Raw genomic sequence first — 13,687 nt, forward strand, 5'->3', positions numbered from 1 at the left:
CCCCCACCTTTGACTGGTCCTGCCCGCCCGTGAGCATCCCTGTGGCCTCCCCTTCTTTGCCTCCGGGTCCGATACTGCCGCCCTGCTGCGCGGTCTGCCGGACCCGGTGTTCTGGCTCAGCGGCCCGCTCGGCGAAGAACAGCTCAGCGGCAACCCCGCCGCCGGGGAGCAGTTTCCGCTGCCTGAAGGCGCTGCTTCCGCGCCAGCGTGCTGGGCGGCCTTCGCGCCCGACCTCGCGGCGGCGTTGCAGGCGGCGGCGCGGCAGGCGCAGTCCGGCACGGCGAGCAGCGGCGCCGCCGGGGGCTGGGCGTTCGACGCCCTACCCGCCGAGGGCGGCGTGTGGTTGCGGCTGCGGCGCGCGCCCGCCGCGACTGCCGCCGAGGAGCAGCTCGACCTGCTCTTTACCGTGTTCGAGCGCCTCGGGACCGGGCTGGTGCTGCAAGACGAGACGTTGAACGTGCGGCGGGCCAACGGCAGCGCGGCGCGGACGCTGGGCCTGAGCCGCGAGCAACTGCGCGGGCAGGGCAGCGTGCCGGGCAACTGGGAGCTGCGCCGCCCCGGCGGTCATCGGCTGCCCCCCGAGGAAACCCCCACGCTGCGGGCCCTGCGCAGCGGACAGGACGAAACCGACATGCGGGTGGGGCTGCTGCGGCCCGGCGCACCGCACTGGCGCTGGCTGTCGGTGGGGGCGCTGGCGCGGCGGCCTGCCGACCCCTGGCCCCCTGGCGTCCTGCTGGTGCTGCGCGACGAAACCGCCGAGCAGCGGGTCCGCGAGGAACTGCGCCGCAGCGAGCAGCGCTACCGTTCACTGGTACAGGCGAGTGCCCAGATTGTCTGGAGTGCGAGCCACGACGGCGAATTTCGGGTGTCTCAGCCGCAGTGGGAGGCGTTTACCGGGCAGCCCCCCCGCGAGCACCTCGGCGGAGGCTGGCTCCAGGCCGTGCATCCCGACGACCGCGAGGCCACTCTGGCCGCCTGGGATCAGGCGATCGAGCGCAACGAGGCCTACGAAGTCCGCCACCGCCTGCGCCGCCACGACGGGGTCTACGTGCCGATGCTGGCGCGGGCCGTGCAGGTGGGCGGCGAGGCGGGCCAGACGCCGCCCGAGTGGATCGGCACCCACAGCGACGTGACCCTGCAAGACGCCGCCGAGCGGGCGCTGCAAACGCTCAACGCCGACTTGCAACTTCAGGTGGCCGAGCAGACCCAGGAAATCGGTCAAGTGTCGCGCTTCATGGCGCTGCTGCTCACCTCGGCGGGCGAGGGGATTTTCGGGCTCGACCGCGACGGCAACAACACCTTCGTCAACCCGGCGGCCTCGGAGCTGCTCGGCTACAGCGTGAGCGAGCTGCTCGGTCAGCCGTCGCACGCCAAGCTGCACCACCACCACGCCGACGGCACGCCGCACCTGCTCAGCGAGTGCCCCATTTCCCAGACGCTGCGCGACGGGCAGCAGCGCCGGGTCGAGGCCGACGTGTTCTGGCATAGAGACGGCCACCCGGTGCCGGTGGCTTACGTGGTCACGCCGACTCTCGACGAGCGCGGCGAGGTGGAAGGCGCCGTCGTCATGTTTCAGGACGTGTCCGAGCAGGTCCGCGCCCACGCCGAACTCGAGGACGCGCTGCACCACCTGCAACTCACCAACGCCGACCTCGAACAGTTCGCCTACGTCGCCAGCCACGACCTGCAAGAGCCGCTGCGGACGCTCGGCAGCTACGCCGAACTGCTCGCCCGGCGCTATCAGGGCCAGCTCGACGCCCGCGCCGACCAGTACATCGCCTTCATGCTCGACGCGGTGGAACGCATGCGCAGCCTGATTCAGGACCTGCTTGCCTTTTCACGGGTGGGCCGCAACGAACTTGAACTCAGTGAAGTTACCCTTGACAGCCTGATGCAACAGACCGCCCGAAACGTGGAAGCGGCCCTGGAGAGCAGCGGCGGCGCCCTGACCTGGGACACGCCCGGCACCGCCTTGGCGCAGCCCTCGCTGCTGGTGCAACTGCTGACCAATCTGGTGAGCAACGGCCTGAAGTTTGCCCGCCCCGGCGTGCCCCCGGCGGTCGAAGTGGTGTCCAGCATAGTCGGCAACGAGCAGCGTATCGAGGTCCGCGACAACGGCATCGGGATCGGAAGCGAGTATCATGAACGGGTGTTTACGATTTTCCAGCGTCTCCACCTGCGTGAGGACTACCCCGGCAACGGGATCGGCCTCGCCATTGCCCGCAAGATCGTGGCGGCGCACGGTGGGAGCCTGACGCTGAAGTCGCAACCGGGAGAAGGCAGCACCTTCATCATCAGCCTGCCTGCCGACCACGCGGCGAAAGTTGGGGGGCACCAGTGAGCTTGTCCAGCACCCGGACCATCGAGATTCTGCTCGTCGAGGACAGCGAGCCCGACATTCTGCTGACCGAGGAAGCCTTCTCGGAGGCGCGAGTGCCCAACCGGCTGCACATCGTCCGTGACGGTGAAGAAGCCCTGCAATTTCTGCGCCGCGAGGGCGAGCACGCCCAGGCCCCGCGCCCCGACGTGATTCTGATGGACATCAACATGCCGCGCAAAAACGGCCTGGAAGTGCTGGAGGAAATCAAGGCCGACGCCGACCTGCGCTCGATTCCGGTGCTGATTCTGACCACCAGCCAGGCCGAGGACGACGTGCGCCGCTCGTACTCGGGCCACGCCAGCAGCTACGTGGTCAAGCCAGTGGGCTTCGAGAATTTCCTCCAGGCCATTCGCGCCTTCGAGGACTTCTGGCTGACCTTCGTGCGCTTTCCGCCGCGCGGCTGAGACTCCGTAGGTAAGAAAGAGCGCGCAGGTCGGCTTAGCCCGCCTGCATCGCCGTCAGCACATTCTGGAAATGCTCGTCGAGGTCCACGCCCAGTTCCTCGGCCCCTTGCCGCACCTCGTCGCGGTTGACGCCCGCCGCGAAGCCCTTGTTCTTGAAGCGCTTTTTCAGGCTGCTCAGCTCGACGCCCCTGACGTCCTTGTCAGGGCGAATCAGCGCGGCGGCCTGAATCAGCCCGGTCAGTTCGTCCACCGCAAAAAGCGTCTGGGCGAGGCGGGTGGTGCGCGGCGTGCCGGTGTAGGCGGCGTGGCCCATGATCGCGTCGAGGATTTCAGGCGAGGCGTCGGTGCGCTCGCGCAGGTAGGTCACGCCCCAGGTGGGGTGCTCCTCCGGGTGCAGCTCGTAGTCGAAGTCGTGCAGCAGGCCCGTCACCGCGTAGGTCTCCTCGTCCTCGCCCCAGTGCCGGGCGTACCAGCGCATCGCCGTTTCCACGTTGAGCATGTGGCGCTGAAGCGACTCCGACGGCGTGTGTTCGAGCATCAGCGCGTAGGCCTCATCACGGTTCATGGCGGCCATTATCGTGGTCCGGCGCCGAGTCGTAAGGAAGAGACCTGAATGTAAGGAAGCTGACACCTCAAACATGACATACTTCACGTCATGTTGAATGGCTTTCGGGATTTCATTTTACGTGGCAATGTGGTTGATCTGGCGGTCGGTGTGGTCATCGGCGCGGCCTTTAACAATGTGGTGGCGGCCTTTACCAAGGCGTTTCTCGACCCGCTGATTCGCCTGGCGACGGGCGGACACGGCAAAGTGGCGGGCACCTTCGCGGTCAACGGCATTACGTTCGACTGGGGCACCTTCGTTTCCACCCTCATCAACTTCCTGCTGACCGCCGCCGTGCTGTACTTCTTCGTCGTCATGCCCATGAACGCGGCGACTGAGCGCCTCAAGCGCAGCGAAAAGGCCGCCGAAGCTGAGCCCAGCAACGAAGAAAAGCTGCTGGCCGAAATCCGCGACGCGGTGAGAAGCCGCCCGCTCTGAGGTTTCCTCAGCGAAAAAGCCCCAGCCTGTGCGCCGGGGCTTTTTCGCTTGTGGGGTCTTGTGGGATTAGACGCCGTACAACTCGCCGTATTTCCCGCGCAGGTACTTCAGGTACGGCCCGGCGGTGAGCGCTTGCCCCGTCGCCCGCTCGATCAGTTCGCCGGGTGTCCAGCGGCGGCCATGCCGGTAGACATTCTCCCGCAGCCAGCCGTGCAGGCGCGAGAAGTCCTTGCGGGCGAAGTCGGCCTCCAGCCCAGGGTTGGCGGCCTCGGCAGCGGCGTAGAACTGCGCGCTCAGCACGTTGCCGATGGTGTAGCCCTGAAACGACCCGCCGATGGGTCCGAAGTACCAGTGCACGTCCTGCAAGGCGCCGTCCACATCGCTCGGGGCCCGCAGGCCGAGGTTCTGCTCGTAGGCGGCGTGCCAGGCGTCCGCGAGGTCGCGCACGGCGAGCTTGCCCGCCAACATCTCGCGCTCCAGCTCGAAGCGGGTAATCACGTGCAGGTTGTAGGTCAGCTCGTCGGCGTCGGTACGAATCAGCGAGCGCGAGACGGTGTTGACGGCGCGGTACATCTCCTCCTCGGTCACGCCCGCGAGCTGCTCGGGGAAGGTGTCGCGCCAGTCACCGAAGTAGGCGGCCCAGAACGCCCGCGAGCGGCCCACCAGGTTTTCCCACAGCCGCGACTGGCTCTCGTGGACCCCGGCACTCACGCCCCCGCCGAGCGGCGTGCCCAGAAACGCCGCGTCCACGCCCTGTTCGTAGAGCGCGTGCCCGGCTTCGTGCAGGGTGGAATACAGCGCGTCGGTGGGGTCTTGCTCCTTGACACGGGTGGTAATCCGCACGTCGTGGCCGCCCAGCCGGGTCATGAAGGGGTGGTGGGTGAGGTCCTGGCGGCCCCGGCGAAAGTCGTACCCGTAGTCGCGGATGACCCGTTCCCCGAAGGCGAGCTGCCGCTCCTGCGCGAAGCCCCGGCCCAGAAAGTCGGTGCGCGGCGCCCCGGCGGCAATCACGGCGTCGGCCAGCGGCACCAGCGCGGCGCGCAGCTCGGCGAAGACCTGCCCCACCTGCTCGGCGGTCATGCCCTCGTCGGACTCGTTGATGTAGTAGTCCAGCGGGTCGCCGAACTCGGGAAAATAGCTCGCGGCCTGGAGGCTCAGGTCGAGCGTCTTTTCGAGGTACGGCACCATGCGCCCGAAATCGTTGGCGGGTCGGGCCTCGGTCCACGCGCTGTAGCTCTGGCCCACATGCCCGCTGAACTCGCGCACGAACTCGGCGGGAATGCGGGTGGCTTTTTCGAAGTCCTGGCGGGCGACCTGCACCATGCGGGCCTGTTCGGGCGACAGGTCGCTGCGGCTGGACGCGGCGTCGAGCAGCTTGCCGTACCCGGCGTCGGTGGCGCGGGCGTGGCGCAGCCCGGCGAGCAGGCTCTGCTGGCGGGCGCGGTCCTCGGCGGCCCCGGCAGGGAGAAAGGTGCTCTGGTCCCAGCCGAGCAAGGCTTCGATGCCCCCGAAGTCGGCGAGTTCCTGCCAGTGCTCGGTGAGCTGCTGCCACTGGGTGTCTTGTCGGGTTGTGGTCATAGCCAGAGAGTAGCCGTAAAGTGACCACTCCCCGCGATGAATCGCAGGGCTTCTCAGGCGACGGCATGCGAGACCCCGCTACCGTTGACACCTGAAGGGACGGCCCGTCCCAAGATGTTCTTTGCCGCGTTCCAGTCGGCATGGTCTTCATGCCCACAGGAAACGCACTTGAACACCTCGTTATTTCGGTTCTCCCGACAGGTATGCCCGCAAGCATGGCAGCGCTGCGAGGTGTACTGAGGGGGAACCCGAACCACCACGCGGCCAGCACTTTCAGCCTTGCCGCGCAGGATGTCGAAGAACGCACTCCACCCGACATCAGAGATGGAGCGGGCCAAGTTAGACTTGACCACGTTAGATACCCTCAAATCTTCGTGGGCAATCAGGTCGTTTTCCCGTACCAGCTTAACCGCCACCTTGTGGTGGAAGTCTTGCCTTGAGCGACGAATCTTACGGTGCGTCTTGGCAACCTGCCCCACGGCCTTCCGGCGACGGTTCCCGCCCTTCTTGCGACGGGAGACGGTGCGCTGCTGAACGCGCAGCTTTTTCAGGGCGCTCCCCAGGTGCCGGGGGTTATGGACAAACTCGCCGTCGGAGGTAATGGCGAAGTAGCGCGTTCCCACGTCCACGCCCACCGTGCTACCCGTTTCGGGGAGTGGTTGCACGGGGACTTCGCAGGTGTACACCGCATACCATTCGTTCACGTCCAGCACGATTTGCAGTGTCTTAGGCGTCCCCTCCAGCAGGCGGTGAAACTTGCACTTCACTGCGCCGATTTTCGGGATGTTGATGCGTCGCCCCTCGTCCACAGGCTTGCCAGGGCTGAGCCACTGGCCCTTCTTCTTGTCCCAGACTTACTTGAACTTGAAGCTGTTCCAGCGCTGCCGCGCTTCACGCGGGCGAAGAAGCCCTTGTATGCCTTGTCCAGCCGGTCCAGCGCGTCTTGCAGGACATGCGAGTAGACCCCGGCATACTCGGGACACTCCGCTTTCAGGGCGGTGAGTTCCTTTTGCTGGTCGTAGGCCGTGACCGTCTTGCCCTGCTTGCGGTAGGCGACAATCCGCTGTTCCAGGCCAGCGTTGTACAGCGTGCGGGTGAGGCGCAATGTCTCAAACATCGCGGCCTCCTGGGGATTGGTGGGGTACAGGCGAAAGCGGTACCCCCGGATTTGAGTGGTACTCTCTTGCATGCGAGGCGGTCTCCAGCCGCTTTGCCACGGTCCCGGCTGTTATTGATCGCGTCGTAGATTTGAGTCGATAAGTCGTTGAGGCAGTTCGATATACCGAAGGCGCTGCCACGCGCTGACCAGTCGCCCTTTGAGTTCAACGATCGAACGCGCACAGAAATTCCCCAACGCATTCCGCTTCACGTATGCCCACACCAGCTCAATCGGGTTCAATTCCGGGGCGTACGGCGGTAGAAACACCAGTGAGAGGCGTTCGTGGGTCTCCACGAACGCCTGAGTGGCTTTAGATCGATGAATGCCCGCGTTGTCCAGCACTACCACAAGCTCCCCTTGGATGTGCCGCAGGAGGTGTCGAAAGAACTGAGTGACATCCGTACTCCGAATCGCTCCAGATCTTGTGTTTTGGAAGAATCGTCCGTCCGAGGTTATTGCCCCGATGGTGGAGAGCTTCTCCCAATTCGCCGGAAGCTTGACCAGGGGCGTCACGCCCCTGGTTCCCCAAGTCCGCCTTCGCACGCCTTTCAGCGAGAAGCCGACCTCATCCAGATACACTAGGATTGCGCCCTCAGCGACCTTTTTTTTCCAACTCCGGTGCAACCTGTTCTTTCCAGGATGCGATCCGAAGTTCGTTGCGCTCGGCCGCTCGGCCATCTGGCATCTGGGGCGTAAACCCCAAGCGTCTGAGAATCTTCCGCACGTGGTCGTGGTGGTACCACACGTCAAAGTGCCGCCCAATCAGGTTGGTGACGCGTAGGGTCGTCCAGGTGTCATCAGGGAAGCCATGGTGCAGGGCGCCCTCCCGCAGGAAGGTGCGAAGCTGCTCGTGTTGCGTCGCGCTCAGACGTGCAGAAGCGCCACGGGCAACGGTGGCCTGAAGGCCACCGTTACGCTTCAGGCGGGCTTTCCAGGTGTACACGGTGTGTACCGACACGCCGAAGTGCTGAGCAATCTCTCGGTTTCGATGCGTCCCACGTTCAATCCATTCAAGCGCGGCCAAGCGGCGCTCCTCAAGCTGAGCGCGGGAATACTGGGCCGGCTGCCATCCGGGCATACGGCCAGCTTACCAATTCATACCTACACCGTTATCAATAGTGCAGCGCGGGGCCATTGCTCGTTTAGCTTACCACAGAACCGGAGGCGTCGGCTTGGCCTCCCTGCGGAAGGCGTGCCGCTAGACCCCGCTCTGAAGAACGGGGCATGCGCGTCACTTTCTGTCAGGCGATGGCGCCTTTTCTCTGCTGCGCCACGCGCCGGAGAAGGCTGGCGTCACGCTGGAACCCGGCGGGTGGGCGCCGCTGGAGCCGCTGCTCGCCTCCCTGCGGGTCAGCCTGGCGCGCCCGACGCCATTCGCCGCGAGGGGCTCAGGCCGGTGCACCGCCACCACGTCTCTCTCAGCGCCGACACGGGCGCGGCGCAGCAGGTGGGAGCGCGGCGCGGACGGGCGGTGGCGCTGGTCGTGGCGACGGGGGCCCTGCGTGAAGCCGGCTACGACTTTTTCCGCTCCGACAACGGGGTGTGGCTGACGGACACAGTGCCGCCGGAGTACCTCATACGGTTTCAAATTGAGTCCCGGACATATCCGGGCGCAATTTTGCGCGGAGCGCATGGAAAAAATACGGTTCTAAGGAGATGGACGGGCATCCGGCGCCTTTCCGGATGTTCGGGAATCGGGTGAAAATTGTATCACTTTTCCGTGACAGGCCCTGCCGCTCAGACTTTGGCGAGAAAGTGCGCGACGATTTCCGCCTCGTCCTCGAACCACCCCTCGGGATGCTCGAGCGCCTCGGACAGCGGCAGCCACGCGGCAGCGTTCCCAGCAGGCTGAGCGGTCAGCGCGTCCTCCCCCAGCGCGAAGTGAAAGACATACGCCACGATGCGCCCGCGCTGGCTGCGGCCCGGCGCGTCGAAGATGGCCTGCGCCCGCACGGCGCCCAGCACGGCCCCGGTGTCCAGCCCGGTCTGCTGCCGCACCGCCCGCATGGCGCAGGCGAGCAGCGTTTCCTGCGGGCCCGGCTCGTCGCCCGGCAGGGTGAGCAGGCCCCGGCCTGGGCGCTCAGCGCGGCGCACGGCGAGGAGCTGCCCCGCGCCGCTCACCACCGCGCCCACCGTCAGGCGGGTGGCTGGCGCGGGGGCCACGGCGGAGCGCAGTGCCAGGAACTCGGCCTGCAACTCGGCGTACTCAGGGGTGCGCTGAAAGCCCTCCAGAAAGGCATGCACGGCGGGCGGCACCATCCCGCGCACGTCGCTCAGGCGGTCTTCAAAGTAGGCGCGGCGCACGTCGGTGGCGTTGAGCGGGCTGACGACGTGGGTGGGCAGAAACTCCCAGTCAGGAAAAGAGCGGAGGTAATAGCTGCTCTCGTCCTTGATGTGGCCCACGAGCGCCACGTCGCGGCTGCCCCCGGTGTGCGCCTCCACGCCCGCGCGCACGTCCGCGAGCCAGTGCGCCTCGTCGTACAGAAAGTCGCGGACGTGTACGAAGCGCAGCCGCTGCGGGTCGGCGCCCGCTTCCGCCAGCATCGCCTCAATCACATCCTGGCGTTCATGCGCCGTCCAGGGATTTTTGGTGGTGCGGGCCGAACGCGCCGAGCCGATGACCACGATGAGGGTTTGCACCCGCTCCAGCGCTTCGAGCATCACCAGCAGGTGCGCCTGATGCGGCGGCTCGAAACGTCCGATGTAGACGCCGTAGGCTCGGCTTGGGATAGGGGGAGCAGGCGAGGCGAGGGCCGGGTCGTGCGGTGCGGTCATGTGCTGCATGGTGGGGTCCCCACACCTAGTACAGATGAGGCCGCCTTGAGAGGAGTATGGAGGCTGGGCTGCCAGGAGCCCAAAGCACTCGGCGAGGCACTTTTGACGCCCCTCCCCCATTCGGGGGGCCGCCACTTGTCAGAACATGACAGGGGTTTCATAAATAAATCAGTTACGAGCGGTGTAGTCTGGGCTCCATAAAGTCATTTCACACACGCCAGCCAGTGGTGCGCGGACCCCCGTGGTCCTCTCCATCCGGGTGCGTGGCCTGACAGACCGGGGGCCCGAGAATCAAGCGAGGGCGGCAGCGCCAGGCGGGGAGATTGCCATGTCCAACACCACTCAACACCGTGTCCACCTGCTGACCAGCGCCCTTGCCCTGGTGACCCTGCTCGCCAGTTGCGGCGGCCCCCAAGGCGCAGGTGCCCGAGCTGCGGCTGGTCACCACCCCCCGGCGACTGCTGCGTGACGGCTCGGTGTTCTTCTTCATCACCAGCCGCGACCACTCGGGCAAGGGGCTGACCCGCACCGAGGTCTTCGTGGACGGCCAGCCCTTCGTGAACGACGCCGACCAGTACACCTCCTACGGCAAGCACTGCACGCGGCAGAACAACGGCGAACACACCATGCGGGTGGTCGTGACCGACGCGCTGGGCGTGCAGGCGACCACCGAGCAGACCTTCAATGTGGAGATCGCCAAGCCCTGAGCAGTCTCCGCCTTCCTCATCTGCCCCCCCGCTACAATCGCCGCCGTGCCGCCGTCCATCCTGCCGCGCTCTATCCTGCGAGAAGTCCTGAAAATGTACGGAGCGGGCCTCGCCCTGCTGCTCGCCTTGCAGTTTGCCGACACCCTGAGCAGCACCCTGGGCAAGGCCATCGCCTACCGGGCCACCGCTTCGGAAAGCGCGACCGCCTTTCTGGCGATTTTGCCCACCATCTTCAACAGAGCGCTGGTGCTGTCGGTGCCGTTCGCCATTTTGCTGGGGCTCTCGCGGCTTCAGCGCGACTCGGAACTCAAGGCCGCTTTCGCCGCCGGCATCAGGCCGCTCTCGCTTGTCTGGCCGCTGCTGCTGCCGTTTACGCTGGTCGGGGCACTCGCCTTCTGGAACGCGGGCACGGTGGTTCCGGCGGGGCTCGACCGCTGGGACAAGACGTGGTACAGCATCTTCAACGTCCCCGAGAAAATCCCCACCCGTGACAACTACACCTACGCCCCGCCCGGCGCCCTGTACTACGCGGGCCGGGTCACGCAGGCGCCGCAGGGCCAGCCGGCGCCGCTCGCCGGGGTCATGGTGCAGCGCGGCGGCGTGGTCTACACCGCCAATTCGGGAAGCTGGAACACCGCCGCGCAGAGCTGGACGCTCGACGCCCCCTGGGTGACCGCGCCGGGCGAGCGCCCCCGGCAGCAGGCCGGCCCGGTCACGCTGCCGCAGGGCGACACGCTGCGCCCCCCGCCCGCCGAGGCCAAAAAGGTCAGCAATGCCGCGCTCCGCACTGCCCTCGCGGGGGAAAGCCTGACCGAGCAGGAGCGGCGCGAGTACACCTACCAGCTCGCCTCGCGCTACGCCGATCCCTTTACGCCCATCGCCTTTGCGCTCGCTGCCGCCGTGCTGGGGCTGCTGATTCGCAATCAGGCCGCTGCGCTCGCCGCCGTCATCGTGTTTATCGCGGGCTTTTACGTGCTGTGGATCACCATGCCGCAGCTCGCGCGCGCCGGGGCGGTGGACCCTACGCTGGCCGCCTGGGTGCCGAGCCTGATCTTTTTGCTGCTGGGGCTGGGCCTGGCGTGGCGGGTGAACCGATGAAACTGTTCGAGCGCTACGTGCTGAGCGAGATTCTGCCGCCGCTGGTGGGAGCGCTGGCGGCCGTCATTTTGCTGTTTTTGCTGGCAGGGCTTGAGGAAGTCATCGGGCCGCTGCTCGCCAAGGGCGCGAGTCCGTTGCTGGTGGCGCGGCTGCTGGCGCTGAGCGTGCCCGAAGCGCTCTCGCGGGCGCTGCCCATCGGGCTGATGTTCGCCACGCTGCTGGGGCTTTCGCGGCTGGCGGCGGATTCGGAAATCAAGGGGGCACTTGCTGGGGGCGTACCCGTCACGCGGCTGCTGCGCCCGGTGCTGCTGCTGGCGCTGGGCATCACGGTGCTGTCGTTTCTGATCGGCGAGGGGCTGCGGCCCAAAGCCTATTCCGAGTCGCTGCGGGTGCAGCAGCAGATCGTGTTCGACAACCCCCGCGTGACCGGGCTGGGACAGGCGGGCGAAGGCGGGCAAACACTGGTGCTCACCGACGCCCTGAACCGCGCCATCAGCGTGGGCGAAGTGCGGCCCGGCGGCGAGCTGCGCGACCTGCGGATTGTGGCGATGCAGGCGGGCGAGGCCCCGCGTGAAGTCATTACCGCCGAGTCGGGCACCCTGGTGCCGGGCAGCAACGTGCTGGAGCTGCGGCGCGGTCAGCGGGTGACCTACCAAAATGCCCGCCCCGTCACTGTGCTGTCGTTCGAGAACGGGCGCTTGCCGGTGCAGGACGTGCAGGCCAATTTCGCCAAGGACGAGCGCAGCTCCACCGCCCAGGCGGGGCTGGTCAATCTGCCGCTGCGTGAGCTGTGGGACCGCACCGAGGCGTTCCGGCAGCAGAAAGTCCCCGCCCCCGCCGAGTTCACCGCCTTTCACCGCAAGATCGCCGAGCCGCTCGCCGCCCTCGCGCTGGCCTTTTTTGCCGTCAGCCTCGCGGTGTATTCGTTCCGGGGCAGTCTGAACCTGGGCTTTACCTGGGCGATTTTGCTCGCCTTCGCCTACTACGCCACCTGGAGCGTGTTCCGCATCATGGGCGAAAACGGCGGCCTGCCCCCGGTGGTCGCCGCCTATGCCCCCGACCTGATCGCGGTGGTGGCGGGGCTGGCGCTGCTGTGGCGCTCGGAACCGGCGCTGAAGCTGGCAAGAAAACGGATTACAGCTTCAGCGTCAGATGGTGCAGCGCCCGCTCCTCACCATCCGGTCCCCGCACCGCGCCCGGCTGCACGCCCCAGGTCTGGAAGCCCCAGCGCTGGTAGAGCCTGAGCGCCGCGTGCTGGGTGTCGGTGACCGACAGTTCGACCTGGGTGACGCCCTCCCAGCGGCGGGCCTGCTCAAGTGCAGAGCGCAGCAGCGCGTCGCCGCAGCCCTGGCCCCGGAACTCGGGCAACACGCCGACCCCGACGATTTCGGCCCGGTGCGCGGTGGCCGCCCGGCTCTCGCGCAGCAGGGTGAGCATGCCGACGAGCTCGCCCGCCACGCTGACCCCGTAGGTCACGTGCGTGGCGGACGGTTGCAGTCGTCCGGCCACGTCCGCGAGGGGCCGACCCGCCCACTCCTCGGCGGTGGTGACGTAGGCGAGCGGGTCGGAGCGCAGCAGCGCCAGCCGCAGCGCGAAGTACGGCGACCCGTCGGCGGGCTGCAACACCCGGACGAGCGGCACTTGCGGCCCGGTCACGGCTGCACCCGCCGCTGCGCCGTGTCCCGGTCACGCCAGTTCAGGACGTGACCCGCCTCGCGCACCCGGCGGGTCCGGGCAAAATCGAGGTCGTGAATGAGCCAGCCGGGGGCGTTCCACTCGCCCTGCGCCACCATGCCGTCTTCGGGCAAGTCGCCGTCGGCAGGGGCGTAGAGGCCGGCCCGCCCCACCGCGTCCTCGATGGCCGAAGTCCACGGCGCGTCGGCGAGCAGCGGCGCGTGCAGCGCATAGCACTGGTTTTCCAGGGCGCGGGCCATGCTGCCCACCCGGACCCGCGTGAACCCGGCCCGCGAGGCGGTGAAGCTCGGCACCACCAGCAGCTCGGCCCCGAGTTCGGCCTGGGCCCGCGCCAGATGCGGAAATTCCGAGTCGTAGCAGATGGCGACGCCGAACTGAACGCCGCCCGCCCCAAAGACCCGCACGCCCGCGCCGGGGTCTATGCCCCACTCCTCGGCCTCAAAGCGGGTCATCAGCAGCTTGTCCTGATGGCCCAGCGGTCCCTGCGGCCCGAAGACGTGGGCGCGGTTGACATACCCGGCGCCGTGCGCGACCGGAAAGCTTCCGGCAACGAGGGTCACGCCGTGTTCCCGCGCCAGCCGCTCGTGCAGCGCCAGCACCTCCGGCAACAGCGGTTGCAGGGCGGGAAGCAGCCCCCTGAGGTCGTGGTGCAGCCCGGCAGGCAGCAGGCTGATGAGTTCGAGCGGCGCGTACTCGGGAAACACCAGCAGCTGCGCCCGCTGCCGGGCGGCTTCCTCGACCCAGCGGCCCAGCTCCGCCGCGTAGTCCTGCCAGGACGACAGAAAGCGGACCGGGTAGGCGGCAGCCGCCACACGCAAGACAGACATGCGGCTCAGCATACGTGAGTGC

Annotated in this window: 16 protein-coding genes; 7 read left to right on the forward strand and 9 right to left on the reverse strand. The window is 67.2% G+C overall.

The features are described from left to right. The first annotated feature begins 106 nt into the window (after nt 1-106). Nucleotides 107-2,341, forward strand: a complete 2,235-nt coding sequence (locus DR_RS12445) for a PAS domain-containing sensor histidine kinase (RefSeq protein WP_010889045.1) — start codon at nt 107-109, stop codon at nt 2,339-2,341. Then, nucleotides 2,338-2,784, forward strand: a complete 447-nt coding sequence (locus tag DR_RS12450) for a response regulator (RefSeq protein WP_010889046.1) — start codon at nt 2,338-2,340, stop codon at nt 2,782-2,784. The genes DR_RS12445 and DR_RS12450 overlap by 4 nt, the downstream gene beginning before the upstream one ends. Before the next feature lie 34 nt (nt 2,785-2,818). Here the strand turns inward: DR_RS12450 and DR_RS12455 are convergent, their stop codons facing one another. Continuing rightward, on the reverse strand, nt 2,819-3,349 hold the full coding sequence (locus DR_RS12455) for an HD domain-containing protein (RefSeq protein ID WP_027480058.1): 531 nt from the start codon (nt 3,347-3,349) through the stop codon (nt 2,819-2,821). A gap of 90 nt (nt 3,350-3,439) precedes the next feature. On the opposite strand from DR_RS12455, the gene mscL reads away from it, so the two are divergent. Further along, nucleotides 3,440-3,826, forward strand: a complete 387-nt coding sequence (gene mscL, locus DR_RS12460) for a large conductance mechanosensitive channel protein MscL (RefSeq protein WP_010889048.1) — start codon at nt 3,440-3,442, stop codon at nt 3,824-3,826. Between the two features lie 66 nt (nt 3,827-3,892). On the opposite strand, the gene DR_RS12465 is transcribed toward mscL, so the two are convergent. Genes DR_RS12465 through DR_RS16960 form a run of 5 tightly spaced genes read right to left on the reverse strand, consistent with a single transcriptional unit; the run spans nt 3,893 to nt 7,641 of the window. Next, nucleotides 3,893-5,404 carry a carboxypeptidase M32 gene (locus DR_RS12465; protein WP_010889049.1) on the reverse strand — a complete coding sequence of 504 codons (1,512 nt, stop codon included), beginning with the start codon at nt 5,402-5,404 and terminating at the stop codon, nt 3,893-3,895. A 53-nt stretch (nt 5,405-5,457) separates the two neighbouring features. After that, the gene (locus tag DR_RS16945; RefSeq protein ID WP_010889050.1) at nt 5,458-6,213 is read right to left on the reverse strand and encodes an RNA-guided endonuclease InsQ/TnpB family protein; all 756 of its coding nucleotides are present in this window, start codon (nt 6,211-6,213) and stop codon (nt 5,458-5,460) included. Continuing rightward, complete coding sequence (locus tag DR_RS16950) at nt 6,168-6,593, reverse strand: helix-turn-helix domain-containing protein (RefSeq protein ID WP_081816054.1); 426 nt, start codon at nt 6,591-6,593, stop codon at nt 6,168-6,170. The genes DR_RS16945 and DR_RS16950 overlap by 46 nt, the downstream gene beginning before the upstream one ends. A 39-nt stretch (nt 6,594-6,632) precedes the next feature. Next, on the reverse strand, nt 6,633-7,241 hold the full coding sequence (locus tag DR_RS16955; RefSeq protein WP_010889051.1) for an IS630 family transposase: 609 nt from the start codon (nt 7,239-7,241) through the stop codon (nt 6,633-6,635). After that, a complete protein-coding gene (locus tag DR_RS16960) occupies nt 7,156-7,641 on the reverse strand; it encodes a winged helix-turn-helix domain-containing protein (RefSeq protein ID WP_063653035.1) in 486 nt (161 codons plus the stop codon). The genes DR_RS16955 and DR_RS16960 overlap by 86 nt, the downstream gene beginning before the upstream one ends. On the opposite strand from DR_RS16960, the gene DR_RS16965 reads away from it, so the two are divergent. Continuing rightward, complete coding sequence (locus tag DR_RS16965; protein WP_162177786.1) at nt 7,552-8,265, forward strand: RNA 2'-phosphotransferase; 714 nt, start codon at nt 7,552-7,554, stop codon at nt 8,263-8,265. The genes DR_RS16960 and DR_RS16965 overlap by 90 nt on opposite strands. A 35-nt stretch (nt 8,266-8,300) precedes the next feature. On the opposite strand, the gene DR_RS12485 is transcribed toward DR_RS16965, so the two are convergent. Then, complete coding sequence (locus DR_RS12485; RefSeq protein ID WP_010889053.1) at nt 8,301-9,338, reverse strand: bifunctional nicotinamide-nucleotide adenylyltransferase/Nudix hydroxylase; 1,038 nt, start codon at nt 9,336-9,338, stop codon at nt 8,301-8,303. A gap of 422 nt (nt 9,339-9,760) precedes the next feature. Between DR_RS12485 and DR_RS12490 the strand changes: the two genes are divergently transcribed. From DR_RS12490 to DR_RS12500, 3 genes are all read left to right on the forward strand, one after another. Then, on the forward strand, nt 9,761-10,045 hold the full coding sequence (locus DR_RS12490; protein ID WP_027480329.1) for a hypothetical protein: 285 nt from the start codon (nt 9,761-9,763) through the stop codon (nt 10,043-10,045). A gap of 93 nt (nt 10,046-10,138) precedes the next feature. Then, nucleotides 10,139-11,143 carry an LptF/LptG family permease gene (locus DR_RS12495; protein WP_051618920.1) on the forward strand — a complete coding sequence of 335 codons (1,005 nt, stop codon included), beginning with the start codon at nt 10,139-10,141 and terminating at the stop codon, nt 11,141-11,143. Next, complete coding sequence (locus DR_RS12500) at nt 11,140-12,387, forward strand: LptF/LptG family permease (RefSeq protein WP_164927994.1); 1,248 nt, start codon at nt 11,140-11,142, stop codon at nt 12,385-12,387. The genes DR_RS12495 and DR_RS12500 overlap by 4 nt, the downstream gene beginning before the upstream one ends. Here DR_RS12500 and DR_RS12505 read toward each other — a convergent pair. Together DR_RS12505 and DR_RS12510 are read right to left on the reverse strand one after the other, a co-directional pair. Next, nucleotides 12,278-12,799 carry a GNAT family N-acetyltransferase gene (locus DR_RS12505; RefSeq protein ID WP_010889057.1) on the reverse strand — a complete coding sequence of 174 codons (522 nt, stop codon included), beginning with the start codon at nt 12,797-12,799 and terminating at the stop codon, nt 12,278-12,280. The two genes, DR_RS12500 and DR_RS12505, sit on opposite strands and share 110 nt — an antisense overlap. Beyond that, entirely contained in the window at nt 12,796-13,665 is an 870-nt protein-coding gene (locus DR_RS12510; RefSeq protein ID WP_034351062.1) for a carbon-nitrogen hydrolase family protein, read from the reverse strand. The genes DR_RS12505 and DR_RS12510 overlap by 4 nt, the downstream gene beginning before the upstream one ends. Nucleotides 13,666-13,687: the final 22 nt, after the last annotated feature.

Origin of the sequence: Deinococcus radiodurans R1 = ATCC 13939 = DSM 20539 (assembly GCF_000008565.1) — a bacterium.
Lineage (GTDB): Bacteria > Deinococcota > Deinococci > Deinococcales > Deinococcaceae > Deinococcus > Deinococcus radiodurans.